General features: G+C 69.4%; 25 protein-coding genes and 1 pseudogene. 21 read left to right on the top strand and 5 right to left on the bottom strand.

Features of this window, described 5'->3' with window-relative positions:
• Positions 1-19: 19 nt before the first annotated feature.
• Positions 20-397 carry a VOC family protein gene (locus AC5JOC_RS12615; RefSeq protein ID WP_086473891.1) on the top strand — a complete coding sequence of 126 codons (378 nt, stop codon included), beginning with the start codon at positions 20-22 and terminating at the stop codon, positions 395-397.
• A gap of 15 nt (positions 398-412) precedes the next feature.
• Here the strand turns inward: AC5JOC_RS12615 and AC5JOC_RS12610 are convergent, their stop codons facing one another.
• Positions 413-1,045, bottom strand: coding sequence for a TetR/AcrR family transcriptional regulator (locus AC5JOC_RS12610; protein WP_124769531.1), 633 nt, complete (start codon positions 1,043-1,045; stop codon positions 413-415).
• 202 nt (positions 1,046-1,247) lie between these two features.
• Here AC5JOC_RS12610 and AC5JOC_RS12605 point away from each other — a divergent pair, with 202 nt between their 5' ends.
• The 14 genes and pseudogenes from AC5JOC_RS12605 (at position 1,248) to AC5JOC_RS12540 (ending at position 15,718) form a co-directional block, all read left to right on the top strand.
• Entirely contained in the window at positions 1,248-2,759 is a 1,512-nt protein-coding gene (locus AC5JOC_RS12605) for a carboxyl transferase domain-containing protein (protein ID WP_494246883.1), read from the top strand.
• 4 nt (positions 2,760-2,763) lie between these two features.
• The gene (locus tag AC5JOC_RS12600; protein ID WP_494246515.1) at positions 2,764-4,875 is read left to right on the top strand and encodes an acetyl/propionyl/methylcrotonyl-CoA carboxylase subunit alpha; all 2,112 of its coding nucleotides are present in this window, start codon (positions 2,764-2,766) and stop codon (positions 4,873-4,875) included.
• Complete coding sequence (locus tag AC5JOC_RS12595) at positions 4,872-6,038, top strand: acyl-CoA dehydrogenase family protein (protein WP_159879087.1); 1,167 nt, start codon at positions 4,872-4,874, stop codon at positions 6,036-6,038. Before AC5JOC_RS12600 ends, AC5JOC_RS12595 begins: the two co-directional genes overlap by 4 nt.
• Positions 6,039-6,045: 7 nt before the next feature.
• Positions 6,046-6,543: a MaoC family dehydratase gene (locus tag AC5JOC_RS12590; protein WP_079707383.1), complete on the top strand. Its 498-nt coding sequence runs from the start codon at positions 6,046-6,048 to the stop codon at positions 6,541-6,543.
• A pseudogene (locus tag AC5JOC_RS12585) lies at positions 6,540-7,383 on the top strand (HpcH/HpaI aldolase/citrate lyase family protein). The gene AC5JOC_RS12590 and the pseudogene AC5JOC_RS12585 overlap by 4 nt, the downstream one beginning before the upstream one ends.
• A 383-nt stretch (positions 7,384-7,766) precedes the next feature.
• Entirely contained in the window at positions 7,767-8,357 is a 591-nt protein-coding gene (locus AC5JOC_RS12580; RefSeq protein WP_192006565.1) for a hypothetical protein, read from the top strand.
• 40 nt (positions 8,358-8,397) lie between these two features.
• A complete protein-coding gene (locus AC5JOC_RS12575) occupies positions 8,398-9,408 on the top strand; it encodes a peptidoglycan-binding domain-containing protein (protein ID WP_494246514.1) in 1,011 nt (336 codons plus the stop codon).
• Positions 9,399-10,001, top strand: a complete 603-nt coding sequence (locus AC5JOC_RS12570) for an ATP-binding cassette domain-containing protein (protein ID WP_159879079.1) — start codon at positions 9,399-9,401, stop codon at positions 9,999-10,001. The genes AC5JOC_RS12575 and AC5JOC_RS12570 overlap by 10 nt, the downstream gene beginning before the upstream one ends.
• A 35-nt stretch (positions 10,002-10,036) precedes the next feature.
• Positions 10,037-11,077 carry a hypothetical protein gene (locus AC5JOC_RS12565; protein WP_494246513.1) on the top strand — a complete coding sequence of 347 codons (1,041 nt, stop codon included), beginning with the start codon at positions 10,037-10,039 and terminating at the stop codon, positions 11,075-11,077.
• Positions 11,078-11,271: 194 nt separating this feature from the next.
• Positions 11,272-12,351, top strand: a complete 1,080-nt coding sequence (locus AC5JOC_RS12560; RefSeq protein WP_079002693.1) for an aldo/keto reductase — start codon at positions 11,272-11,274, stop codon at positions 12,349-12,351.
• Between the two features lie 70 nt (positions 12,352-12,421).
• Positions 12,422-13,789 carry a M16 family metallopeptidase gene (locus AC5JOC_RS12555; RefSeq protein ID WP_124769523.1) on the top strand — a complete coding sequence of 456 codons (1,368 nt, stop codon included), beginning with the start codon at positions 12,422-12,424 and terminating at the stop codon, positions 13,787-13,789.
• Positions 13,790-14,392, top strand: coding sequence for a histidine phosphatase family protein (locus AC5JOC_RS12550; protein ID WP_071262315.1), 603 nt, complete (start codon positions 13,790-13,792; stop codon positions 14,390-14,392).
• Positions 14,393-14,465: 73 nt separating this feature from the next.
• Positions 14,466-15,284, top strand: coding sequence for a 4-hydroxy-tetrahydrodipicolinate reductase (gene dapB / locus AC5JOC_RS12545; RefSeq protein WP_159879073.1), 819 nt, complete (start codon positions 14,466-14,468; stop codon positions 15,282-15,284).
• A gap of 11 nt (positions 15,285-15,295) precedes the next feature.
• Positions 15,296-15,718 carry a hypothetical protein gene (locus AC5JOC_RS12540; protein ID WP_197977658.1) on the top strand — a complete coding sequence of 141 codons (423 nt, stop codon included), beginning with the start codon at positions 15,296-15,298 and terminating at the stop codon, positions 15,716-15,718.
• A 23-nt stretch (positions 15,719-15,741) separates the two neighbouring features.
• Here the strand turns inward: AC5JOC_RS12540 and AC5JOC_RS12535 are convergent, their stop codons facing one another.
• From AC5JOC_RS12535 to AC5JOC_RS12520, 4 genes are all read right to left on the bottom strand, one after another.
• A complete protein-coding gene (locus AC5JOC_RS12535) occupies positions 15,742-16,632 on the bottom strand; it encodes a TIGR01777 family oxidoreductase (RefSeq protein WP_124769520.1) in 891 nt (296 codons plus the stop codon).
• Positions 16,633-16,671: 39 nt separating this feature from the next.
• Complete coding sequence (locus tag AC5JOC_RS12530; protein ID WP_079707096.1) at positions 16,672-17,097, bottom strand: OsmC family peroxiredoxin; 426 nt, start codon at positions 17,095-17,097, stop codon at positions 16,672-16,674.
• Between the two features lie 128 nt (positions 17,098-17,225).
• The gene (locus tag AC5JOC_RS12525) at positions 17,226-17,726 is read right to left on the bottom strand and encodes a DUF4395 domain-containing protein (RefSeq protein WP_494246512.1); all 501 of its coding nucleotides are present in this window, start codon (positions 17,724-17,726) and stop codon (positions 17,226-17,228) included.
• Positions 17,723-18,157, bottom strand: coding sequence for a thioredoxin family protein (locus tag AC5JOC_RS12520; RefSeq protein ID WP_411558500.1), 435 nt, complete (start codon positions 18,155-18,157; stop codon positions 17,723-17,725). The genes AC5JOC_RS12525 and AC5JOC_RS12520 overlap by 4 nt, the downstream gene beginning before the upstream one ends.
• A 108-nt stretch (positions 18,158-18,265) precedes the next feature.
• Here AC5JOC_RS12520 and dapA point away from each other — a divergent pair, with 108 nt between their 5' ends.
• From dapA to AC5JOC_RS12490, 6 genes are all read left to right on the top strand, one after another.
• The gene (gene dapA / locus AC5JOC_RS12515; RefSeq protein ID WP_124769516.1) at positions 18,266-19,243 is read left to right on the top strand and encodes a 4-hydroxy-tetrahydrodipicolinate synthase; all 978 of its coding nucleotides are present in this window, start codon (positions 18,266-18,268) and stop codon (positions 19,241-19,243) included.
• Positions 19,244-19,263: 20 nt separating this feature from the next.
• Entirely contained in the window at positions 19,264-20,940 is a 1,677-nt protein-coding gene (locus AC5JOC_RS12510; protein WP_064294449.1) for a ribonuclease J, read from the top strand.
• A 147-nt stretch (positions 20,941-21,087) separates the two neighbouring features.
• Entirely contained in the window at positions 21,088-22,080 is a 993-nt protein-coding gene (locus AC5JOC_RS12505) for an efflux RND transporter periplasmic adaptor subunit (protein WP_124769515.1), read from the top strand.
• A complete protein-coding gene (locus tag AC5JOC_RS12500) occupies positions 22,077-22,781 on the top strand; it encodes an ABC transporter ATP-binding protein (RefSeq protein WP_079707092.1) in 705 nt (234 codons plus the stop codon). Before AC5JOC_RS12505 ends, AC5JOC_RS12500 begins: the two co-directional genes overlap by 4 nt.
• Complete coding sequence (locus tag AC5JOC_RS12495) at positions 22,774-24,012, top strand: ABC transporter permease (protein ID WP_192006555.1); 1,239 nt, start codon at positions 22,774-22,776, stop codon at positions 24,010-24,012. The genes AC5JOC_RS12500 and AC5JOC_RS12495 overlap by 8 nt, the downstream gene beginning before the upstream one ends.
• Before the next feature lie 58 nt (positions 24,013-24,070).
• A complete protein-coding gene (locus AC5JOC_RS12490) occupies positions 24,071-24,562 on the top strand; it encodes a GNAT family N-acetyltransferase (protein ID WP_079707090.1) in 492 nt (163 codons plus the stop codon).
• Positions 24,563-24,584: the final 22 nt, after the last annotated feature.

Here is a 24,584-nt window from a genome sequence, read left to right as displayed (position 1 = left end):
ATCAGCGAAGGAGCGGCTCATGGTCACCTACACGGATGTCTTCAGCGGGTTCTCGGTCGACGACATCGACGCGGCGAGGGCGTTCTACCGGGACGTCCTCGGTCTCACGGTCACCGACAACGCCATGGGATTCCTGGACGTGGCGCTGCCCGCCGGCGGGTCGGTGCTCGTCTACGGGAAGCCTGACCACACACCAGCCTCGTTCACCGTGCTGAACCTCGTGGTCGACGACATCGACACGGCGGTCGACGAGCTGCAGGCCCGCGGTGTGGTGACGAAGCTCTACCCCGACGACGTCCTGCCGACGGATGCGAAGGGGATCATGCGCGGGAACGGCCCGGACATCGCCTGGTTCACCGATCCAGCGGGGAACGTCCTGTCCGTGCTCGTCGACTGACCCTGTCCCGCGTCCTCACGCGGCGAGCAGGGCGGCCAGTGCCATCCGCTCGAGCGTCGAGCGCACCGCCTCGCGGTCGGGTGTCCCGGCCTCGTTCCTGCCGAGGGAGGTGCTGTGGGACGTGGAGTTGATCAGTCCGAAGCCCGCGAGCGCGCGGACCCGCAGTTCCGCCGCGGGGATCGTGGGATGCAGCGTCGTGAGGACGTCCACCCACCGCTCGACGTACCGCCGCTGGAGGGTGCGGACCGCGCGGCGGTCGTCCGGTGCCAGGCTGTCGAGGTCGTGGTCCTGGATGCGGATCACGTCGGGGTCGTCGAGGGCGAAGGCCACGTGGAAGGTGACCAGCGAACGCAGTGCCCGATCGCTGTCCGGAGCCTGCTCGACCTCGCGGGTCCCGCCGTCCAGCAGATCCTGACTGACGCCGACGAGGAGTGCTGCGAGGACGGCCTGCTTGCTCGGGAAGTGGCGGTAGACGGCGGGTCCGCTCATGCCGACGGCCGTTCCGAGGTCCTCCATCGACACCCCGGCGAAGCCGCGCTCGGCGAACAGTCCGGCCGCTGACCGCAGGAGAGCCGAGCGACGTGCCGCTTTCGCCTCCGAGCGCCCGAGGTGCGGCGGGTTCGGGGACGGTGTGTCACGACCGGTCATCGGATCTCCTCGGGGTGGACTTTTTCAGTTAATGAACTGTAACCTCTCTTTCAGTGAGTGGTGAGTAACTGAATGCACTCACGGTCGACGACGACAGGAGCCCGAGTGCCCACCCTCACGAGCGGTGCCGATCCCACCTCAGCCCGATTCCGCGAGCAGGAGGCGGCGCAGCGGGACGCTCGTGACGGTGCTCGAGCAGACGATGGCGACCGCGGCCCTGGGCGGACCGGAGGCGTCGCGGGCGCGGCATGTCGCCCGGGGGAAGCTGCTGCCGCGCGATCGGGTCGACCGTCTGCTCGACGAGGGGAGCCCCTTCCTCGAGATCGCGCCCTTGGCCGCGCACGGCATGTACGACGACGCGACTCCCGGCGCCGGGGTCATCGCCGGGATCGGCCTCGTCCACGGACGACATGTGCTCGTCGTGTCGAACGACGCGACCGCGAAGGGCGGCTCGTACTTCCCGATGACGGTGAAGAAGCACCTCCGGGCCCAGGAGATCGCGGCCGCGAACCGACTGCCGTGCCTGTACCTCGTCGACTCCGGGGGAGCGAACCTCCCGACGCAGGATGAGGTCTTCCCCGATCGGGACCACTTCGGCCGGATCTTCTTCAACCAGGCCAGGATGTCGGCGGCCGGCATCCCGCAACTCGCCGCCGTACTCGGGTCCTGCACCGCCGGAGGTGCGTACGTCCCCGCCATGAGCGACGAGAACGTGATCGTGCGTGGCCAGGGCACGATCTTCCTGGGTGGTCCACCCCTCGTGAAGGCCGCGATCGGCGAGGTCGTGACGCCGGAGCAACTCGGCGGCGGCGACCTCCACGCCCGGGTGTCGGGGGTCACGGACCACCTCGCCGATGACGACGCGCACGCGCTCGACATCCTCCGGGATGCGGTCGCGACGCTGCCGGCGCCCCACCCGCGCGCGTGGGAGGTGCGTCCCAGCGTGCCGCCGGTCGTCCCGGAGGCAGAGCTGTACGGCGTCGTGCCGGCGGAGCTGCAGACGGCCTACGACGTCCGTGAGGTGATCGCGCGGCTCGTCGACGGCAGTGACTTCTCGGAGTTCAAACGCGAGTACGGCGACACCCTCGTGACCGGGTTCGCGAGGGTGCACGGGCACCCCGTCGGCATCATCGCGAACAACGGCGTCCTCTTCAGCGAGTCGGCCCTGAAGGGCGCCCATTTCATCGAGCTCGCCGACCAGCGCGGCATCCCGTTGCTGTTCCTCCAGAACATCTCGGGCTTCATGGTCGGCAGTGACGCCGAGGCCGGAGGCATCGCCAAGCACGGCGCGAAGATGGTCACCGCGGTCGCGACCACCCGGGTGCCGAAGCTGACGGTCGTGATCGGCGGTTCGTTCGGCGCCGGCAACTACTCCATGTGCGGCCGGGCCTACGACCCCCGGTTCCTCTGGATGTGGCCGGGCGCGCGCATCTCCGTCATGGGGGGACAGCAGGCGGCGAGCGTGCTCGCGACCGTCAAGCGCGACCAGCTCGAGGCTCGCGGTGAGGTGTGGACCGCCCAGGCGGAGGATGACTTCCGGGCGCCGATCCTCGCCGACTTCGAGGAGCAGGGCAACCCGTACTACTCGACCGCGCGGCTCTGGGACGACGGCATCATCGATCCCGCCCAGACCCGCACGGTCCTCGGACTCGCGCTCGAGGTGTGCTCCCGCGCGCCCCTGCCAGAACCCGGCTTCGGCCTCTTCAGGATGTGACGGCATGACGATCCAGACACCGAACCGGCCGGGCCACGCATCCGCGCGTCCCTTCCGCTCCGTCCTCGTCGCGAACCGCGGCGAGATCGCCTGTCGCGTGATCCGCACGCTCACAGCGATGGACATCGAGAGCATCGCGGTCTTCAGCGACGCTGACCGCGACGCCCCGCATGTCCGGCTCGCGGACCGCGCCGTCCGTCTGGGACCCGCGCCGGCCTCGGACAGCTATCTCGACGTCGACGCCGTCGTCCGAGCCGCCGTCGCGACCGGGGCCGAGGCGGTGCACCCGGGCTACGGCTTCCTGTCCGAACAACCCGCGCTCGCGAGGGCGCTCGCCGCTGCCGGGATCGTCTTCATCGGACCGGACGAGCGCGCCCTGGTCCTCATGGGCGACAAGATCCGGGCGAAGGAGCACGTCGCGGCTCGAGGCGTCCCGATCATCGAGGGCGTCGCCGACGCCTCGCTCGACGACGACGCACTCGTCCGTGCCGGCGTCGCCATCGGCTTCCCGCTCATCGTCAAGCCGGCGGGTGGTGGCGGCGGCAAGGGGATGCAGGTGGTGGAGTGCGCCGAGGAGCTCCCATCGGCCATCGCCTCCGCGCACCGGGTGGCCGAGGCGGCCTTCGGCGACGCCACGCTCCTCCTCGAGCGGTTCGTCACGAGACCCCGGCACATCGAGGTGCAGGTGCTCGCGGACGCCCACGGTGCGGTCGTGCACCTCGGGGAGCGCGAGTGCTCGCTCCAGCGTCGGCACCAGAAGGTGGTGGAGGAGTCCCCGTCGCCGCTCATCGACGACCGGCAGCGGGCGCGACTCGGCGAGGCGGCCTGCACGGTCGCCCGGAGCGTCGGCTACCGAGGGGTGGGGACCGTCGAGTTCCTCGTCGCCGACGACCGACCCGACGAGTTCGCCTTCCTCGAGATGAACACGCGGTTGCAGGTGGAGCATCCGGTCACCGAGCTCGTCACGGGGCTCGACCTCGTGGAGTGGCAGGTGCGCGTCGCCGCCGGTGAACCGCTGACGATGACGCAGGACGACGTCGTCCTGCGTGGTCACGCGGTGGAAGCACGGCTGTACGCGGAGGACCCGTCGAGCGGCTTCCTGCCCCAGACCGGGGTGCTCGAGCGGGTGCGTCTGCCGCAGGGGCCGGGCGTCCGCGTCGACGGCGGCATCGTCGCCGGGCAGTTCGTCGGCCCCTGGTACGACCCCATGCTCGCGAAGATCGTGTGCTGGGCCGAGGATCGCGAGACCGCGCTCCGGCGACTCGACGCAGCGCTCGCGGCGACGGTGGTCTTCGGTGTCCGCACGAACCTCGGCTTCCTCCGGCGGCTCCTCGCCGACGAGGACGTCGTCGCGGGACGACTGCACACCGGTCTCATCGCCGACCTGCTCGACGACAGCCCGTCCGCCGCGACATCCGAGCGGGTCCTGACCGCAGTGGCGCTCGCCGAAACGGACGACCGACGATTCGAGGCCGCAGCGCGGACCGCCGGACTCGGGACGCCGTGGTCGGATCCGGGTGGGTGGCGCCTCGGCGCGGCAGCACCGACGCGACAGCACCTGCGTCGTGAGGACGGACGCATCGTCCGCATCGAGGTGCGTGGGTCGAGCGACGACGCGAGCGTCTCCGTCGATGACGCGGCACCGACCCGGGCCGCGGTCCTCAGCCGGTCGGACGGCACCCTGCGGTTCGAGCACGACGGTGTCAGCACCCCGTTGGAGACCGTCCGCGTGGGGGACGAACGATGGATCGCGCTCGACGGTGCCATCAGTGTGGTCGAGGTGGTCCCGCGTGAGGCGCTCCCAGCCGGCGGGGATCCGACTGCGGCCGGTGCGGTCGATCCGGAGGTGCGGACGCCGATGCCCGGCACCGTCACGGCCGTGCACGTCACGAGCGGCGACGCCGTCACCGCCGGTCAGCCGCTGGTCACCGTCGAAGCGATGAAGATGGAGCACCTCCTCACCGCCACGACCGACGGCACGGTCACCCTCCACGTCGCCACGGGTGGCACGGTCGCCACCCGTCAGTCGGTCGCGACGATCGCCGCAGACCCCGTCGCAGCACACCTGAACGCAGCCCCAACCGATGCAGCACCCACGAACGGAGCATCAGCATGAACACCGAGCTCAGCCCCGAGCACCAGCGGATCGTCGACACGGTCAAGGCGTTCGCCGACGAGGTCGTCGCGCCCGCCGCCTATCAGTACGACACGGAACGGCGTCTGCCGTACGACATCATCGCGCAGATGGGGGAGCTGGGACTCTTCGGGCTGCCGTTCCCGAAGGAACTCGGCGGCGGGGGGATGGACTACTTCGCGCTCTGCCTCGCCGTCGAGCAGCTCGGACGCGTCGACCAGAGCATCGGCGTCACCCTCGAGGCCGGCGTCGGCCTCGGAGCCATGCCGATCTACCTGTACGGCACCGACGCCCAGCGCGAGGAATGGATCCCGCAGCTCGCGAGCGGGCAGGCGCTCGCCGCGTTCGGCCTCACCGAGGCGCGTGCCGGCAGTGATGCAGGCGCGACGGAGACCACCGCCGAGCTCGTCGACGGTGAGTGGGTGATCAACGGCACGAAGCAGTTCATCACCAACTCCGGGAGCGAGATCACCAGTCTCGTGACGGTCACGGCCGTCACGGGGGAGCGGGTCCGATCCGACGGCCGGGTGACGAAGGAGTTGTCGTCGATCCTCGTGCCGGTCCCGACGCCGGGCTTCACCGCGCTACCGCCCTACGACAAGGTCGGGTGGCACACCTCCGACACCCACCCGCTGCGGTTCGAGGACGTCCGCGTGCCGGAGGGCAACCTGCTCGGCGAACGCGGGCGCGGGTACGCCAACTTCCTCACGGCGCTCGACGGTGGACGGATCGCCGTGGCCGCGCTCGCCGTCGGAGCTGCCCAGGGCTGCCTCGAGGAGGCGATCCGCTACGCCAAGGAGCGGGTCGTGTTCGGTCGGGCGATCGGTGACAACCAGTGGATCGCCTTCCGGATCGCGAAGATGCAGGCGCGGGTCCACACCGCCAGGCAGGCCTACTACGACGCCGCGTCGCGCATGCTCCGGGGAGCGCCCTACAAGATGGAGGCCTCCATCGCGAAGATGGTCGCCGGGGAGGCCGCGATGGACAACGCCCGCGACGCGACCCAGATCTTCGGCGGCTACGGGTTCCTCAACGAGAACCCGGTGGCGCGGCACTACCGGGACTCGAAGATCCTCGAGATCGGTGAGGGCACCACCGAGGTGCAGCTCATGATCATCGCCCGCGAACTCGGCTTCGCGTCGTGAGGTCATGATGACCGATTCGTCCGAGACGTCGTCCGGCCCCGTGATCGAGCAGCGAGGTCTGTACTTCGAGGAGTTCGTGGTGGGTGCGACCTACCGCCATCGCCCCGGGCGCACCCTCACGGAAGCCGACAACGTCCTGTTCTCGACCCTCACGATGAACGGGCAATCACTGCACGTGGATGCCGCGTGGTCTGCGACCGGGCCCTTCGGGGAACGGCTCGTGAACTCGATGCTGACCCTCTCGACGCTCGTGGGGCTGTCGGTCGCGCAGCTCACCGAGCAGACGATCGTCGCGAACCTGGGCTTCACCGACATCGCCTTCCCGAACCCGATGCACCACGGCGACACGCTGTACGCCGAGACGCTCGTGACGGCCAAACGGTTGTCGTCGTCAAGGCCGGGCGAGGGTGTCGTCACCCTGCTCCACACGGGTCGGAACCAGGACGGCGTCGTCGTCGCGACCGCGACCAGGAGCACGCTCGTCCAGTGCTCGGGTGCATCGTGACCGGCGCCGCGGCGTTCGACCTGGGGCCGGCGATCCTCTTCGTCCCAGCGGACCGTCCGGACCGCTTCGCGAAAGCGGCCGAGCGCGCGGATGCCGTCATCCTCGATCTCGAGGACGCCGTCGATGCGGCGCGCAAGGCGATCGGTCGCGGAGCGATGGTGGAGCATCCGTTGGACCCGCTCCTGACGATCGTGCGGGTGAATCCAGCGGATGGCCCGGACTTCGCGGCCGACGTCGCCGCCGTGGCGACAACGGCTTATCGAACGGTGATGCTCGCGAAGACCGAGAGCGTCGCGCAGCTCGACGACCTGGCCCGCGCCCTGCCGGGGGTTGCGATCGTCGCGCTATGCGAGACGGCCGCCGGAGTCGTGCGCGCCGAATCGATCGTCGCGCATCGACTCGGTCGTCGCCGTGATGTGGGGCGCTGAGGACCTGGTGGCGTCACTCGGCGGCACGAGCAGCAGGCGCGCTGACGGACGCTACCGCGACGTCGTGGGCGCCGCTCGATCGCACGTCCTGCTCGCAGCGGGGGCCGCCGGTGTCGCCGCGATCGATGCCGTCCATCTCGACCTCAATGACCAAGCGTCGCTTGCGGTAGAGGCGGAGGATGCGAGTGCGGTCGGCTTCGTCGCGACGGCGTGCATCCATCCCGCGCAGGTCCCGATCATCCAGGCCGCTTACCGTCCGGACCCCGAGGCAGTGCGCGCGGCGAGGGAGCTACTGGCGGCTGCCGCCGACCGCATCGGCGCCTTCCGGCATGCCGGGCGCATGGTCGACGAGCCGCTCCTCAGGCACGCACGCGCACTTCTCGCGCGTGCCGGGGAGGTTTCTGGGAGCTGAGCCTTGCCCCGTCCCCCACAAATGCCGACTGCTCATATCTTATATTTTGGATATGTTGGACCTGGCTCGAAATCGGGCCGACGGCGGCCTATCTCAATAGGCTGCCGTTTCAGGAACAACGGGGGTTGAGATGAAAAAGAAGCTGTTCGGTCTTGTCGCGATGGCGGCTCTGGTCACGGGCGTATCGCTGACTGCTGCGGCTCCAGCGCAGGCTGCCTGCAGGGTCGACAATCTGAGCATGTGGCAGGGGAAGAACGCCACGTGCCTGAATATCGTGCACGTTTCGTTCGGGTCGAGTACACATCTCGGGAATCCCGCTCGCGCCGGGCAGTGGTCCAAACAGCAGCTGTGTTGGGATGGTGCGACGGGTTACTCCTACCGCAATGCGTAGGCTCTGGACCGTCCCCGTATTCGCAGCGCTCATGTTGTTTGCGTCGAACGGGTGCGCCGCAGACTTCGGACCGTCAGACATCGTTGCCGGGAGTGCCGGAGACGTGCCGGAGTTCACGGGACCGTGGGCGTCGGAGTTCGCGGACACATATCGAGCTGGCAGTGACGTTGTCCGAGCGATCCTCGAGGATGGTGCGATCTCCGACGCCGAATGGGCGGAGACCAGCGACGCGTTTATCGGCTGCATGCAGGACAGGGGAGTGAGGGTGACGCTCGACGATGCGTACGGCGCGATCGCGCTCCCAGACATGCCGAAGCCGGACGCCGCTTCGGACGCAGCGCTGGACGCGTGCACGCCGGACTTCTACGCGGTCAGCAGTCTGCGCCGCGATCTTGCCCGCAATCCGGATGCGCGCGATGAAGACGCCATTATCGCGGCATGTCTGGTCGATGCGGGGCTCGTCGAACCCGGGTACTCCGGCGAGGACCTCGCCTCAGATGCGAAGCAGGAATCACTCCCATTCGACAACGATGACCCAGTGTTCGGGTCCTGCATCCGCGACCCATTGGGTCTCCTTGAATGACGACCGCGCTCGTCGTCGGCTTCCGCCGTCCGTGTGGCTCATGATCCCCTCGCTGCTCGTGCTGGGAGCTCTCCTCGGGGTGACGGTCGTCGGGGTCGCTCGTCCCGAGGCTGCGCCGCCGGCGATCGGCGGGGCGGTCCCGGTAGGCGAGGTACCCGTGACCAGTACGAAGTACCTCGACGTACGCAGCGTCACGCTCGCTTTTGAGACCCAGTCGCAGGGTGAGATCGTCACGCCGGTAGGCGGATTCATCACGCGGACGAGCTGCGCAGTCGGCGGCGAGGCGCAGTCCGGTGAATCGGGCATAGCGATCAACGGGCGGTCCCTGGTCTACCTCGCGTCGGGCGCGCCGCTGTGGCGGGACCTCGGACCGGACTCCGTCGGAAGCGATGTCAGAGGCCTCCAAACCGAGCTGAATCGACTGGGCTACTCGCTGGATGCCGACGGCGAGTTCGGCCCTCTGACCCTGCGCGCGGCTCGCGACCTCGCGGAGCGCAACGGCGTGGACAGCAGCGACTGGAGCGTCATACCTCGGGAGGCGTTCGTCTGGATCCCCGCACCTGCGACGGCGATCACGAGCTGTCCGACAGTTCTCGGTGCATCCGTCGCGCCGGATGACGCGCTGTTCGTTGCGCCGCCGGTCATCGCCAATGCACGTGTCGCCGCGCTACCTGACACGCTCGCTCCTGGCCCACGGGTCATCGTCGCCGGCGAAGTCCGGGTTGCGGTGGACGATCAGGGGGCCATCGCGGATCCTGCAGCACTTCACGAGCTCGGCCGGTCGTCTGAATTCGCAGCCTGGGTTGCAGCGGACGATGGCACGGACTTCATCGTCGACCTTGAGCTCGCATCGCCGGTGACGGTGACCACCGTGCCACCCGCTGCGGTCTTCGGACTAGACGGTTCGACGGGGTGTATCTCCAGTGCCGGTCACACCGTCGTCGTCGAGGTCGTCGGATCAGGTCTCGGTCAGAGCTACGTCGTTGTGCCAGCAGACGCCGAGGTCGTGGTAGTCGATGTTCGGCTCCCTCCCGGTCGACCATGCGGTTGACGGCCGAGGGCCTGTCCCTGCGCTTCCCACAGGGCGACTGGCTGTTTGAAGACCTCTCGTTCCGCTTGGTACCGGGGTGCGTGTACGCGGTGACCGGGCCATCCGGTTCGGGCAAGAGCACGTTGCTCAGTCTGCTCGCCGGCTGGCTGCGCCCGACGAAGGGTGTGATCGTGCGCGAGGACGTCGCGGTGACCAGTTGGGTGTTCCAGAATCCGCACGGAGTTGCGAGACGGACTGCTCTCGACCACGTCGCGCTCCCTTACCTCGCGCGCGGCGCGGATCACGACCATGCTTGGCAGAGCGCGTTCGCCGACCTGGAGACGGTGGGTCTCGCCGCAGTCAGCCTGCGTCAGTTTCGACACCTCTCGGGCGGGGAAGCGCAGCGCCTGATGCTCGCCCGCGCACTTGCGACGCATCCCCACCTGTTGCTAGTGGACGAGCCGACCGCTCAGCTGGACCAGCGCACGGCCGTCTCAGTGAACGAGGCGATCGGGTCGATCGCATCCGACGGGACCATCGTCGTCATCGCGACGCACGATGAGCGCACGCGCGATGCATGCACTGACGAGATCGCACTCGGTGCAGCGCGATGAGGTGGGCATCGACCCTCCGAGAAGCAGCGCTCGACGTGCAGTCCGGCACGACGAAGGCGACGATGCTCGGTTGTGTGTTGTTCGCCGTCGTCCTTGTGCTGGGCTTGGCTGAGATCGGCACGATGTCCCAACTCCTGACTGCTGCCGACGTCTACCGACGTGCGGGTGGGGCGACCCTGGTCTACATCGCCCCCCAACAGATCGACGGGCCAGCCTGCGACCGGCTCACGACGATCCCAGGCATCGACGCTGCGGGAGCCATGAGGCCGTCGACTGAGAACGAACGCCTGCTGGCGCTTCCGAGTTCGTCCGTACCGACGTTCGAGGCCAGTCCGGGTTTCTCCGGTTTCGTTGCGCTCGATACGCCGCGCCCCCACCGTGGCGTGCTCGTCTCGGCCGCGCTCGCAGATGCCCTCGAACTCGATGCCAGTGACAAGCTCCCGTTGATGAGCGGCACGGTCGAGGTCGGAGCCGTTTTTACCTCCGCGGAGGACGGCCGCCGGCCTGGCCTCGGATACGCGCTCATTGCTCCGACAGCGGCGATCGGACCGTTCGACGAATGTTGGATCGACACCTGGCCGCAGTCGCAATCGTCGACCGATGCGCTGCGCACCGTCCTCCTCCCAGGGGCTGGGGCAACGGATGCATCGCCGCCCCGGCTCGCGCAGCTCAACAGCACGCTCGGCGCTCACTTCGACGGCGCCGCGCGGTACGCCGAGCGTCTCTCTCGATTCGCGCCGCTCGTCGGAATCGTCATCGCCGCCGCAATCGGGTTCGTCGCGACCCGAACCCGCCGCATCGAATTGGCATCCGCGCGTCATGCAGGGGTGCCGGTCGGGTCGCAGGTGCTGCAACTCGTCTGCGAAACACTCTGCTGGGCCGTCGGCGCTGCAGTGATGGCGGTGTCCGCCATCCTGCTGCTCCTGGAGATCGCGCCCCAGGAAGGCCTTGGAGTGGTCGCTGGGATCGCGATCCGACCAGCCGTGGTCGCCGTGCCCGCCGTCCTTTGTGGAGTGATCGGCGGGGTAGCGCTCACGAAGGAGGAGCAGCTCTTCCGGTACTTCAAGGAACGGTGATGTCGCCCCGTCGAAAGGCCGCCCCGGGTGGAACGCGGAATCGTTACGAATCAGTTGCCACCCGGTCGTGATGTCGTCCAGCCGAAGTCGCCGGTCTCCTCTAGCCTGGTGAGCAAGCACCGGCCCGTCGCTCCACGCACGGATCCCGACGGTGCAGCGCGTCACCGGTCGGCGGACCGAGAGAGGGGCAGGGGATGCCACACCTCTGGCGCTCGTCGAGCACCCGTGGCAGTTCTCTCGTCGGCGGAGCAGCGGACGGCGTCGACGACGACGCGAGTCGGCGTCCCGAGCAGCTCGTCCCGCACCCGTCCTTCCCGACGCCCGTCCAGGACCCCGAGCCCTCTGAGGCACCGAGGCGCACGATCGGCGACTCCGAGTTGTCGGTCTTCCCGGTCGTGCTCGGCGGCAGCGTGTTCGGGTGGACCGTCGACCCCGACACGACATCGGACATCCTCGACCGGTTCCACGACTCCGGCGGCAACATGGTGGACACCGCCGACAGCTACGCGGGCGGACGCAGCGAGATCCTCATCGGCAACTGGATGCGGAAGCGCCGCAACCGGGACGACATGGTCGTCGCGACGAAGATCGGCCGGCACCCCGACTACCCGGGTCTCGGCTCGGTGAGCATCATCCGCGCGGTCGAGGCGGCGCTCGAACGGTTGCAGACCGACCACATCGACCTGCTGTCCTTCCACGACGACGACCCGAGCATCCCGTTGGCCGACAGCCTCGGGACGGTCGACTGGTTGATCGAGACCGGCAAGGTCCGCTACCTCGGCACCTCGAACACGACCCCTGAACGGCTGATGGAGGCGCGGATCCTCTCGGCGAGCGGCTTCACCCAGTTCGTCGCGCTCGAGACGCACTACAGCCTCATGCACCGGGAGCCGTACGAGAGCACCCTCGCGCTCGTCGCGACGGCCCAGCACCTCGGTGTCCTGCCCTACTTCGCCCTCGCGAACGGCTTCCTGACGGGCCGCTACCGCACTCGCTCCGACCTCGACCCGAGCACCCGCGGCAGTCGCGCCGCGACCCATCTCCACCGCCGTGGACTGCGGGTCCTGCACGTCCTCGACGAGATCGCGGAGGAGAACCGCTGCACGGTCGCCTCGGCGGCGCTCGCCTGGGCCATGTCACGTCCCGGCGTCGTCGCGCCCATCGCGAGCGCGTCCCAGCCGGCTCACGTCGACTCGCTCATCGCGGCGGCCGACGTGCGGCTGAGCCGCGGGCAGATCCTCGAGCTCGACCGCGTCTCCGGTCGCTTGCGCTGAGTCGACCGGCGGTCGCCTGCGCACGGTCGCTCGCGCGCGACGCCCGGGAACCTGACGTATGGTTGGGGTGATGAACGCCGCCGTCGACTTTCCGCTCACTCGTCCCGAGCTCGCGTTCACCGCATCCGGGGACGCGCTCGTCCGCCGGACGGTCCTGCCCAACGGGCTGCGCATCCTGAGCGAACACATGCCGGGCAGCCGCAGCGCGACGATCGGCTACTGGGTGGCCGTCGGCTCCCGCGACGAACAACCGGCGACCGCCGATCGACCGGCGACCTTCGGCTCGACGCACTTCCTGGAGCACCTCCTGTTCAAGGGCACGCCGTCGCGTTCCGCCCTCGACATCGCGGTCGCCTTCGACGCCGTCGGCGGCGAGCACAACGCGCTCACGGCCAAGGAGCACACCTGCTACTACGCCAAGGTGCGCGATCGCGACCTGCCGATGGCGGTGGACGTCATCACCGACATGCTCACCTCCTCGCTGCTCGACCCGGAGGAGTTCGAGAACGAACGCGGCGTCATCCTCGAAGAGCTCGCGATGATGGACGACGATCCAGGGGACGTCGCCAACGAACGGTTCTTCGAGCGCGTGCTCGGCGAGCACCCGCTCGGGCGTCCCATCGGCGGTCACCCGCAGTCGATCATCGAGGTCGGCCGGGACGCCGTCGTGGCGCACTACCGAGCCAACTACCGCGCGAACGACGTCATCGTGACGGCGGCCGGCGCCGTCGACCACGACGCGCTCGTCGCCCAGGTGTCGGGGGCGCTCGTGCAAGCGGGCTGGCCGGCGGACGCGGTGGCCGCACCGGTCGCGCGTCGGACCCTCGCTCCTGCTGCCGTCGTCGGCGGATCGCCGCTCTCGGTCGTGCACCGACCCACCGAGCAGGTCCACCTGCAGATCGGCGGAGCGGGCCTCATCGCGGGCGACGAGCGACGATTCGCCATGAGCATGCTCAACTCCATCCTCGGCGGCGGCATGTCCAGCCGCCTGTTCCAGGAGATCCGAGAACGGCGCGGGCTCGCCTACTCCGTGTACTCGTTCGCCGGCAGCTACTCGGACGCCGGCGTCTTCGGCCTCGCTGCCGCCTGCTCCACGGCGAAGGCGGCGACCGTGGCCGAGCTCATGCTCGCCGAGCTCCACCGGCTCGCCGAGCACGGCGTGACGGACGAGGAGTTGTCGCGCGCGCTCGGCCAGCTGAGCGGCGCCTCGGCGCTGGCGCTGGAGGATTCGGACTCGCGTATGAGCCGCCTCGGTCGAGCGGAGCTGACCCTCGGCGAGTTCATCGACCTCGACGAGAGCATCCGTCGCCTGCAGTCCGTCGGTCAGGACGACGTCCAGCAGCTCGCGCAGCACCTCGCCGCGCAGCCCATCACGGTGTCGGCGGTCGGAGCCGTCGACGAGGACACCTTCGCTCCGATCATCGCGGGGGTGCGTTGAATGTCCCATTACCTGTATCTCGTCAGACACGGCGAGCAGCAACACGCTGAGCACGGCTTGCCCGACGGACCACTGTCGGCACGCGGTCGGCGTCAGGCACAGCTGCTCGCGGAGCGCCTCGGTGGTGTCCCGATGACCGCGGCGTGGCACTCGCCGTTGCAGCGTGCCGCGGAGACCGCCCAGATCATCGCCGAGCGGATGCCGGCCGTCACACCGGAGCCGTCGTCACTGCTCTTCGACTGCGTCCCGAGCGGTCGCACACCGGAGACGCCGTCGGCGTTCGACCCCTTCTTCGGCTCGATCACCGAAGCGGAGATCGAGGCGGGCGAGGCGCAGATGGCCGACGCCGCCGCCGAGTTCCTCTCGCCGAAGCGCGGTGACCATCACGAGCTGCTCATCACGCACAACTTCGTCATCGGGTGGCTCGTCCGCGAGGCGCTCCAGGCGCCCGCATGGCGCTGGGTGAGCATCAACCAGGCCAACGGCGGACTGACGGTGCTGCACCAGCGCGCCGGGCGTCCGTGGAGCCTCATCACCCACAACGACCTCGCGCACCTCCCCATGGAGCTCCGCACGGGTCTTCCCGAGCCGCACATCGTCTAGTCGGCGGCGGGGGAGCAGATCGGCAGGCCTCCGCCCGAGGACGGCGCGCGCGGGCAACACGTAAGCTGAGGGCATGACGACACGAGTGGCGCTGGCCGGCGCGAGCGGCAAGATGGGCCGACTGTTCACCAGCATCATCGGTTCACTCGACGACTTCGAGCTGGTCGCGTCGCTCGGTTCGTCGAGCGAGCTGAGCGAGATGGACGGGGCGGACCTCGTCGTCGACGTCACGGTCCCGGGTGTCAGCCAGCGGATCGTCGACCACGCCGTCGCTCAGGGCATCAACGTGCTCGTCGGGACGAGCGGTTGGTCGGCCGAGCGTATCCAGCGACTCGACCGCCGGCTCGCCGAGCTGCCCGAGCAGGGCGTCGTCATCATCCCCAACTTCTCGCTGGGGTCCGTCCTGTCGACGAGTCTGGCGACCGTCGCGGCCCGCTTCTTCGACTCGATCGAGATCATCGAGTCCCACCGCGACACGAAGGTGGACTCGCCCTCCGGGACCGCCGTGCGCACCGCCGAGCTGATGATGGCCGCTCGTGGCGACCGTGGGCCCGTCGCCGCTCCGCACACCGACCAGCGGGCGAGGGGACAGCAGGTCTCGAGCATCCCGATCCACAGCCTGCGGCTCCAGGGTGTCGTCGCCCGCCAGGAGGTCGTGTTCGGTGGCGTCGACGAACTCGTCACGATCACGCACGACACGATCTCGCCCGCGTCCTACGAGCGGGGCATCCGGCTCGCCCTCGTGGCCGCCCGCGACGCCCAGGGGGTCACCGTCGGTCTCGACAGTCTGCTCGACCTCGGACTCGATCGCCCAGGGCCGGCGGGTCGGCGGCCCGCCCAGGGGGCGCCCGAGCACGTCTCCGGCCAAGCCGCGGCGGCCAGCGCCCTGTGAAGACCCGCGTCATGGTCGCGATCATCGCGGCCCTGCTCGTCCTCTACATCGTCCTCGTCGGGTACCGTGCCGTCGTCCTCCTCGGCACGGGCGAACCTGTCGGCATCGCCATGGGTGCGGCGCTCGTCGTCCTGCCGATCCTCGGCGTCTGGGCGCTCTGGCGCGAGATCGCCTTCGGGTTGGGCGCCGAGCGCCTCGGCGTCCGCCTCGAGGCCGAGGGCGGCCTTCCGCCCGAGCAGGTCGAGACCCGCGAGAGCGGCCGGCCGATGCGTGATGCCGCAGACGAGCTGTTCCCGAAGTACCGTGACGCGGCCGAGGCCGCTCCCGACGACTGGCGATCCTGGTACCGCCTCGGACTCGTCTACGACGGTGCCGGAGACCGCCGCCGAGCACGGCAGGCCATCCGGCAGGCGATCCGGCTCTCGCGGAGCTGACCGGAGCGGCGGCGTCCCGTCGTTCAGTCCCGGGCGAGTGCTTCGGCCAACGCCTGCTCGACGGTCGGCGTGCTGAACGTGAAGCCGTCGTCCAGGAGCCGACGAGGTTCGACGCGCTGATCGCTCAGCAGCAGTCCGTCGGCGGCGTCGCCGAGGAGCGCCTTGAGGGCGAACTTCGGGACGCGGAGCAGATAGGGCCGGTTCATCCGTCTGGCGAGCTCGAACATGAGGTCGTCGGCACGGGCGGCCTGCGGACCGCACAGGTTCACCGGTCCGGAGAGCGTCGAGGTCAGGAGGTGGGTGATCGCCCGGACCTCGTCCTGCAGCCCGATCCACGGCCAGAACTGGCGGCCCGAACCGAGCGGACCGGCGACCCCGAACCGGGTGAGCGGTGCCAGCGGCTTGAGCACGCCTGCCAGGTCGACGACGATACCGTTGCGGAGCAGCACGGTGCGGACGGCGTCGGGCGCCGCGAGCGCCGAGTCCTCCCAGGCGACGACGACGTCGGCGAGGTATCCGGCCCCTCTGGAGGAGTCCTCCGTGAGGGTCTCTCCGGGACGGTCGCCGTAGTACCCGACCGCCGAACCACTGAGGAAGGCGGCCGGTGGCTGCTCCGCCCGGTTCATGGCGTCGACGAGTGTCCGGGTGGCGCTGAGTCGTGACCAGAGGATCGTGGACCGGTAGGCCGCCGTCCACGGCAGCTTGCCGAGGGAGGCACCGGAGAGGTTGACGACCGCGTCGGCGCCGCTCAGGACCGCTGGATCCAGCACGCCTGCCAGCGGATCCCACTCCGCTTCTCCGGCACCACGCGCCGGACGTCGTACGAGCCGGACGACGTCATGGCCGTCGGTCTCGAGGGAGCGCCCGAGCGCCGTTCCGATGAGCCCGGAGGCTCCGCCGATCACGATGCGCATGCGCGTCGCCTTCCTGCTCGTGCTGCTGGACGGTGGTGGTTACGCGAGGCTGGCTTCGAGGGTGATCGGGATGCCGGCGAGCGCCTGCGAGACCGGGCAACCCTCCTTCGCCGCCGTGGCGATGCGCTCGAAGTCGGCCTCGGAGATGCCGGGTACGACCGCGCTGACGAGCAGGTGGCTGCCGGTGATGCCGGTGCCGGGGGTGAAGGAGACCGCCGCGGTCGCCTGGATGCGCTCCGGCGGGAATCCGGCGCTCGTGAGTTCGTTGGCGAACGCCATCGAGTAGCAGGAGGCGTGAGCAGCCCCGAGCAGTTCCTCGGGGGTCGTCGTCGTGTTGGATCCCTCCGAGCGTGCCTTCCAGTCGACGGCGAACTCGGCCGCCTCGGAGGTGTCGAGGCTCGTGTGCCCGGATCCCTCGAAGAGCGTGCCGTTCCAGACCGTCGTGGCTTCGCTTGTTACCGCCATGGTGCAACCTCCATCGTCGGGCCGTGCAGGAGCGCATCGGCGCTGGTGTTCGTGGGGTCAGCCTAACCGGATCGACCTGGGTGGTCACCCCGTCGACAAACGGTGTCGTCAGGTGCTGCAGGCCACCGTCACGCCTGTCGTCCGACGACGCGGGCGCGGAGGAGGAGCACATACAGGCGGCAGCCGAGGCAGAACCCGAACGCCGCGTTGAGGAAGGCGGCGACGAACGCTGCACCGGCGGAGACGACGAGGGATCCCGGCAACCCGATGAGGTGCAGCACGAGTCCGATCGCGACCACCACCAGCCCGACGCCTTGCGCGAAGGTCGGTGGTTCGGGTGCCTCGAGTTCGACGGGCGGGCCGAGCCTCGGACGGATGAGGCGCCGGAAGACGACACCGTACGGGTGACGTCGGATCCCGGCGAACGCGCCCCACGCGAACAGCGCCGCGATGACGATGAGGAGGACGAAGGCCGGTTGGCCTGCCCGCGCGGCCAGCGTGTCGGCGAACGGCGCCGTCAGCGCGAGGAAGACGGCGACGAGGAGGAGCACGGCGGTGACGGTCGCACCGAACCGCGGGCTGCGCGGGTCGATGCCGGTCGGCTGTGCTGCTGGCGGGTTCGAGGTCATGCTGGTCTCCCGAGGACGGATCGGAGCTCGCCGGCGAGCACCGCACGGCGTGCGGCCCCGGAGAACCGACCGCGCACGATCCCGGCGCGGTCGAGGAGGAGGACGGTGGGCGTCTGCAGGACGGAGAAGCGGTCCGCGAGGTCGGGACGGTGGGTCAGATCGACGTCGAGGACGCCCACGCCCGCCTCCCCGTCGGCCAGCTCGTGCAGCAGTCGTCTGGTCCCGGGGCACTGGGCACAGAACTCGGTGCTGAACTGCACCAGGGTGGCCGATCGGCCGAGCGGAGTGGTCGTCCCGAGTGCCGCCGACGAGAGTCGGTCCCCGTCGGTGCGGTGCGACGCACGCCCGCTCCGTGCACGCACGACCAGACCCACCGCCGTCGCGGACAGAACGAGGACGAGGATCAGCGAGAGGGCGGGCAGCGGGGACATGGTGTCCGTCAGCATAGGTTCCGGGTGCCGGTCCCTGAGCCCGTGTGACGCGAGGTGACGGCCGTGCGGGTGGTGACCCGCAAGAGGGAAACCCGATAGCCTGAGAGGGTGTCGCGTGCAGAGAACCCCTTCGGTCAAGTCCTCGTCGCCCTGGTGACGCCGTTCACCGCCGACGGCGAGGTCGACTGGAAGGCCGTCGAGCGACACATCGACGACGTCGTGACCGCGGGGGCCGACGGCATCGTCGTCACCGGCACCACGGGTGAGACGTCCACGCTGACGGACCCGGAGAAGGTCAAGCTCGTCGAGGTCGGCAAAGCCGTCGCGGGCGGGCGCGCGAAGATCATCACCGGTGGTGGATCCAACGAGACGGCCCACGCGATCGAGCTCGCGAAGAAGAGCGAGCAGGCGGGTGCCGACGGCAACATGATCGTCACCCCGTACTACAACAAGCCCACCCAGGCCGGCGTGCTCACCCACTTCCGCATGATCGCCGACTCCACGGATCTGCCGGTCATCCTCTACGACATCCCGGGGCGAACCGGCATCCCCATCACCTACGAGACGATCCTGCGTGCGGCCAAGCACCCGAACATCCTCGCGGTGAAGGACGCCAAGGGCGACCTCAGCGAGGTGAGCCGGGTCATGAACCAGACGGACCTCATGTACTTCGCGGGCGACGACGCCAACGCACTGCCGACGCTCGCCATCGGTGGCACCGGCCTCATCGGCGTCACGGCCAACATCGCGCCGACGCCCTACCGACACATGGTCGACGCGGTGAACTCCGGCGACCTCGCCGCGGCCACCGCGGCGCACCGGCAGCTCGAGCCCCTCGTGCGCGCGGTCATGACCCACGTCCCCGGCACCGTCGCCGCCAAATACATCTTGCACGGCCTCGGCCGGATCCAGAGCCCGCGGGTACGTCTTCCGCTGGTCGGTCCGGAGGAGTGGGAGGCCGCGCAGATCGAGGATGAGATCGACCTGGTGAAGGACATCCCAGGCGTCGACTTCCGCAACTTCCGGCCAGACCGCAACGCCGCCGCCGGTGGCGCGCTGCCCAAGGTCGCCGGTACGACTCGCTAGACAAACCAGAGGGGGGCTACATGCCCAATACCATCATCGATCCGCCAGTCCTCGAGCCGGGGACGCTCCGCGTCATCCCCATCGGAGGACTCGGCGAGATCGGCAGGAACATGACCTGCTTCGAGATCGACGGCAAGATCCTGATCGTCGACTGCGGCGTGCTCTTCCCCGAAGAGCACCAGCCGGGCGTCGACCTGATCCTGCCCGACTTCACCTCCATCAAGGACCGGCTCGACGACATCGTCGGCGTCGTGCTCACGCACGGTCACGAGGACCACATCGGCGCCGTGCCGTACCTCCTGAAGCTCCGCAAGGACATCCCGCTGATCGGTTCCGGCCTGACGCTCGCGCTCATCGAGGCGAAGCTCAAGGAGCACCGCATCGTCCCCTACACCCTGCCGGTGAAGGAGGGCCAGATCGAGGCGCTGGGGCCGTTCGACCTCGAGTTCGTCGCGGTCAACCACTCGATCCCGGACGCGCTCGCGGTGTTCATCGACACCGACGCCGGCACCGTCCTCGTGACCGGTGACTTCAAGATGGACCAGCTGCCGCTCGACGGCCGCCTGACGGACCTCCGCGCCTTCGCCCGCCTCGGTGAAGAAGGCGTCGACCTCTTCCTCGTCGACTCGACGAACGCCGACGTGCCGGGCTTCACACCGCTCGAGCGGTCCATCGGGCCGGTCCTCGACCAGGTCATCGCGAAGTCCGAGCGCCGTGTCATCGTCGCGAGCTTCTCGAGTCACGTGCACCGCGTCCAGCAGGTCCTCGACGCGGCTCACGCCCACGGCCGCCGGGTCGCGTTCCTCGGTCGTTCCATGGTGCGCAACATGGGGATCGCAGCCGACCTCGGGTACCTGAACGTCCCCGAGGGCCTGCTCATCGACTACAAGAAGGCGAAGGACCTCCCCGAGGACAAGATCGTCTACATGTCGACCGGGTCACAGGGCGAGCCGATGGCCGTCCTCAGTCGGATGGCGAACCTCGACCACGCGATCGAGCCGGGCCCGGGCGACACCGTCATCCTCGCCTCGAGCCTCATCCCGGGCAACGAGAACGCGGTCTACCGGGTCATCGACGGCTTGACGAAGCTCGGCGCCACCGTCGTCCACAAGGGCAACGCGAAGGTCCACGTCTCCGGTCACGCAGCCGCCGGTGAGCTGCTCTACTGCTACAACATCCTCCAGCCGAAGAACGTGCTCCCGGTCCACGGCGAGTACCGTCACCTCGTCGCGAACCAGAAGCTCGCGATCGACAGCGGTGTCCCGGCGCAGAACACCTTCATCGGCGAGGACGGCATCGTCATCGACCTGAAGGACGGCGTCGCGAAGGTCGTCGGCCAGCTCGACGTCGGGCTCGTCTACGTCGACGGCTCGACCGTCGGCGAGATCACCGACGCCGACCTCAAGGACCGTCGCATCCTGGCGGAGGAGGGCTTCATCTCGGTCATCGTCGTCGTCGACTCGAAGACCGGGCACATCATCTCCGGCCCCGAGGTGCACGCGAAGGGCTTCGCCGAGGATGACAAGGTCTTCGCCGACATCAAGCCGAAGGTCGCCAAGGCACTCGCCGAGGCGGCGGAGAACGGCGTCCGCGACACGCACGCGCTGTCGCAGGTGATCCGTCGGACCGTCGGCCGCTGGGTCAACACGTCCTTCCGTCGCCGCCCGATGATCGTCCCGCTCGTCATCGAGGCCTGATCACGGGTCGGGTCCGCTCGGTCCCACCCGCCAGGAGGCGGTCGAACATCATTCGCGAGGGTGATGTCCGGCCGCCTTCCGCGTTGCTACCTTGGAATCCCCTATGGCCGCTCGTCACTCCGACTGCGGTGGATTCCGGAGGTCGGCGTGGGCATTGTCCGCACCTGGGTGTTCCCCATTCTGAAACTGCTCGTCTTCGCCGCGATCGCGGTGGCGCTCGTGAAGGTCGCGTTCTTCCCGGACGCACCGCAGGAGGAGGGGCCGACGCAGCCGACCGGGAGCCTCGTGGAACCACAGGTCCAGGCGGCCCTCGGCACCGTGGTCAACACCGTCTCGGTGGAGGGCCAGGTCGTCGCCGACCCGGCCAGCACGGCGAAGTCGACCGTCGCCGGCACCGTCGACGAGGTGTTCGCGGCCAAGGGGGCCGTCCTCGCGGAGGGCGATCCCATCCTCGACGTCAAGACGATCGACGAGGAAGGCAAGGAGCGGTACGTGCAGGTGACCGCGCCGGTCGCGGGCACCCTCGGCAACGTCAAGCTCATCCACGGGCAGTCGGTGCAGATCGGCGACGCGGTGGCGCAGGTGTCACCGGCCACGTTCTCGATCACCGGGGCGTTGAGCGCCGACAAACAGTACCGTCTGCTCACCATCCCCGGCGAGGCGACGGTCACCATCAACGGCGGCCCGGCCCCGTTCGTCTGTCCGGCGGTGCGCGTCACGACGCCGTCGAGCGGTGGCGACGAGGAGGAGCCGACGACGGGTGGTGGATCCGGGCAGACACCCGGTGCCGGCGGAACCGCCGTCACCTGCGCGGTGCCCGGTGACGTCCGGGTCTTCGCCGGACTCGCCGCGACGATCGAACTCGCGGGCGGCGTCGCCGAGAACGTCCTCGTGCTCCCGACGACCGCGGTCAAGGGTTCGGCCGGGACCGGGACCGTCTGGGTCGTCGGCGCCGACGGTGCGCAGGAGGAACGGCCGGTCACGCTGGGACTGAACGACGGACAGCAGGTGCAGATCGTCGACGGTGTCGCCGAAGGCGACTCGGTGCTCCAGTTCGTCCCTGGAGCCGTCGCACCCGCGCCCGAAGGGTGCACCACGCTTCCGGACGGCAGCATGGCCTGCGACGGGTCGGTCGGGTGACGCTCCTCGAACTCCGCGGGGTCACCAGGGTCGTCCAGATCCCCGATGCGCCGCCGCTGACGATCCTCGACGGCGTCGACCTCGAGGTGCACGAGGGCGATCGCGTCTCCATCGTCGGTCGGTCGGGTTCGGGCAAGTCGACGCTCCTGAACCTGCTCGGCCTGCTCGACAAGCCGACCTCCGGATCGCTCGTCTTCGACGGCCGGCCGGCGGAGCGTCTCGGGTCCGGTGCGCGCGACCGCCTGCGCGGAGCCCAGATCGGTTTCGTCTTCCAACAGTTCAACCTCCTGCCGGGCCGGACCGCGCTCGAGAACGTCACGACGCCGCTCCTCTACGCGAGTGGACGCTCGTTCTGGCGTCGCCGCGAGATCGCCGCCGCGATGCTCGAACGCGTCGGACTCGGTGACCGCCTCGATGCGATGCCGACGAAACTGTCCGGCGGCGAGCAGCAGCGCGTCGCGATCGCGCGCTCACTCGTCCGCGGGCCACGGCTCATCCTCGCGGACGAGCCGACCGGCGCTCTCGACGTCGAGACCGGCACCTCCGTCATGTCCCTGCTCGACGAGGTGGCGACCTCCACGGGCGCCGCCCTCGTGACGATCACCCACGACCGGGCGATCGCCCGACTCGCGACGACCCACCACCGTCTCGACCACGGCGTGCTCACCCCCGATCACGAACTGGAGGCAGCGGATGTCTAGGATCCTGACCTCGATCGTCGGAGCGGTCGTCGAGGCCGCCCAGGAGCTGCGGATCCATCGTGGCCGGGTCATCCTCTCGCTCATCGGCGTCGGCGTCGCGGTGTGCGCCCTCACGAGCATGGTCGGCATGTCGTCGCTCGCGGCGCAGGCCCAGACCGAGTCGCAGGAACGCTACGGCGGCCGGCCCGCCACGCTCATGGCGTCGGCCTACGGCACCGGAACGGAGCAACCCGACCCGGAGACCTACATCACGGCGGTGCACGACCTCGCCGAGCGGTACGGCATCGGGTACGTCTCGCAATCCGGCAGCACCCAGTTGAACGTGCAGTTCGCCGACGGGACCGTGCCGGTGCAGTCCACCGTCGTCGACGTCCCATACGGCGAGATGCACCGCATCAGACTCGACGAGGGCGCCTGGTTCCAGGAGGACGACGGCGACCGCCTCGCACCCGCGATCGTCGTGAACCCGGCGTTCTGGCAGCGCCTGGGCTCACCACCCATCGAGACGCACCCCACGGTCACGGTCCACGGTGAGCACCCGGTCACGGCCGTGATCGTCGGGGTGTACGCGAGCAACGAGTGGGACACCGAACCGCAGCTGTCGATCCTGCCCGCGGGGACGGCGCTCATCGGTCCGGTGTCCGGCGCCGAGGAGGGCATGGGGCAGCCCGGTCAGCTGCCGCAGTTCGAGTTCTGGGTCCCGAACGCGGACGCCGAGGCCTTCACCCAGCGGATCCAGTCCGACCTGCGTGCCGAACTCGGTGACGCGTACAGCGTCGACGTGTTCCGCAACGACTTCGGCCAGACGGGGGAGGACCCGCTCCTGTCGTTGAAGCTCGTGGTCGGCGCGGTCGCCGGGCTCATCCTCCTGCTCGGAGCCCTCGGGCTGATCAACCTCTCGCTCGTCACCGTCCGCCAGCGGATCCGCGAGATCGGGATCCGACGCAGTTTCGGGGCGACCGCGCCGCGGGTGTTCTTCGCCGTGATGATGGAGAGTGTCGTCGCCACCTTCGTCGCCGGGGTCATCGGCGTCATGCTCGCCGTCGCCGTCGTGAAGAGTCCGATCGTCGAGCAGTTCATCGGTCAAGGGCTCGTGACGGACTTCCCGCCGTTCCCCATCGAGGCGGCGGTCCTCGGGCTGGTGAGTGCCACGGCCGTCGGGGCGATCGCCGGGCTCCTCCCGGCGCTCGTCGCCGTCCGCGTGAAGGTGATCGACGCCATCCGGTACTGACCGACGGCGACCCCTCGCGCGTCATCTGCTCGAAACACCGGTGGCGTACCATCCGTCCATGGCGGTCTACTCGATCCGCGACGCCGCGGTGGCTGATGTGCGCGTCCTCACCGACATGATGGTCGAGGCGGCGAACTGGAACGCCGTCGCGCCCCGTCCCCGGTCCGCCGTCCTCGCCGATGCGCAGCACACCCGGTATGTGCACGGCTGGCGTCGCCCCGGCGACGCCGGGGTCGTCGCCGTCGGGCAGGACGGTGCGCCCGTCGGGGCGTGCTGGTATCGACTCTTCCCGTCCGATGCACCCGGGTTCGGGTACGTGGCGGGCGGCGTCCCCGAACTCATCCTGGGGGTCAGTCCGATCCACCGCGCCCAGGGTGTCGGCCGGCAGTTGCTCCGCGCGACCGTGCAGCTCGCCAGAGCGGCCGGGTACCAGCGCATCAGCCTGAGCGTGGAGCGGGCGAACCACGCCGTCTCGCTGTACCGCACCGAGGGGTTCGCGACCGTGGACCGGCGGGGGACCCGTGACACGATGGTCCTGAATCTGCGCTGACCGCCCGGCGGATCGCGGATCG

Source organism: Plantibacter sp., assembly GCF_059073635.1.
Note: the sequence above shows the minus strand (reverse complement) of the source record. Positions and strands in the feature narration are given on the sequence as shown.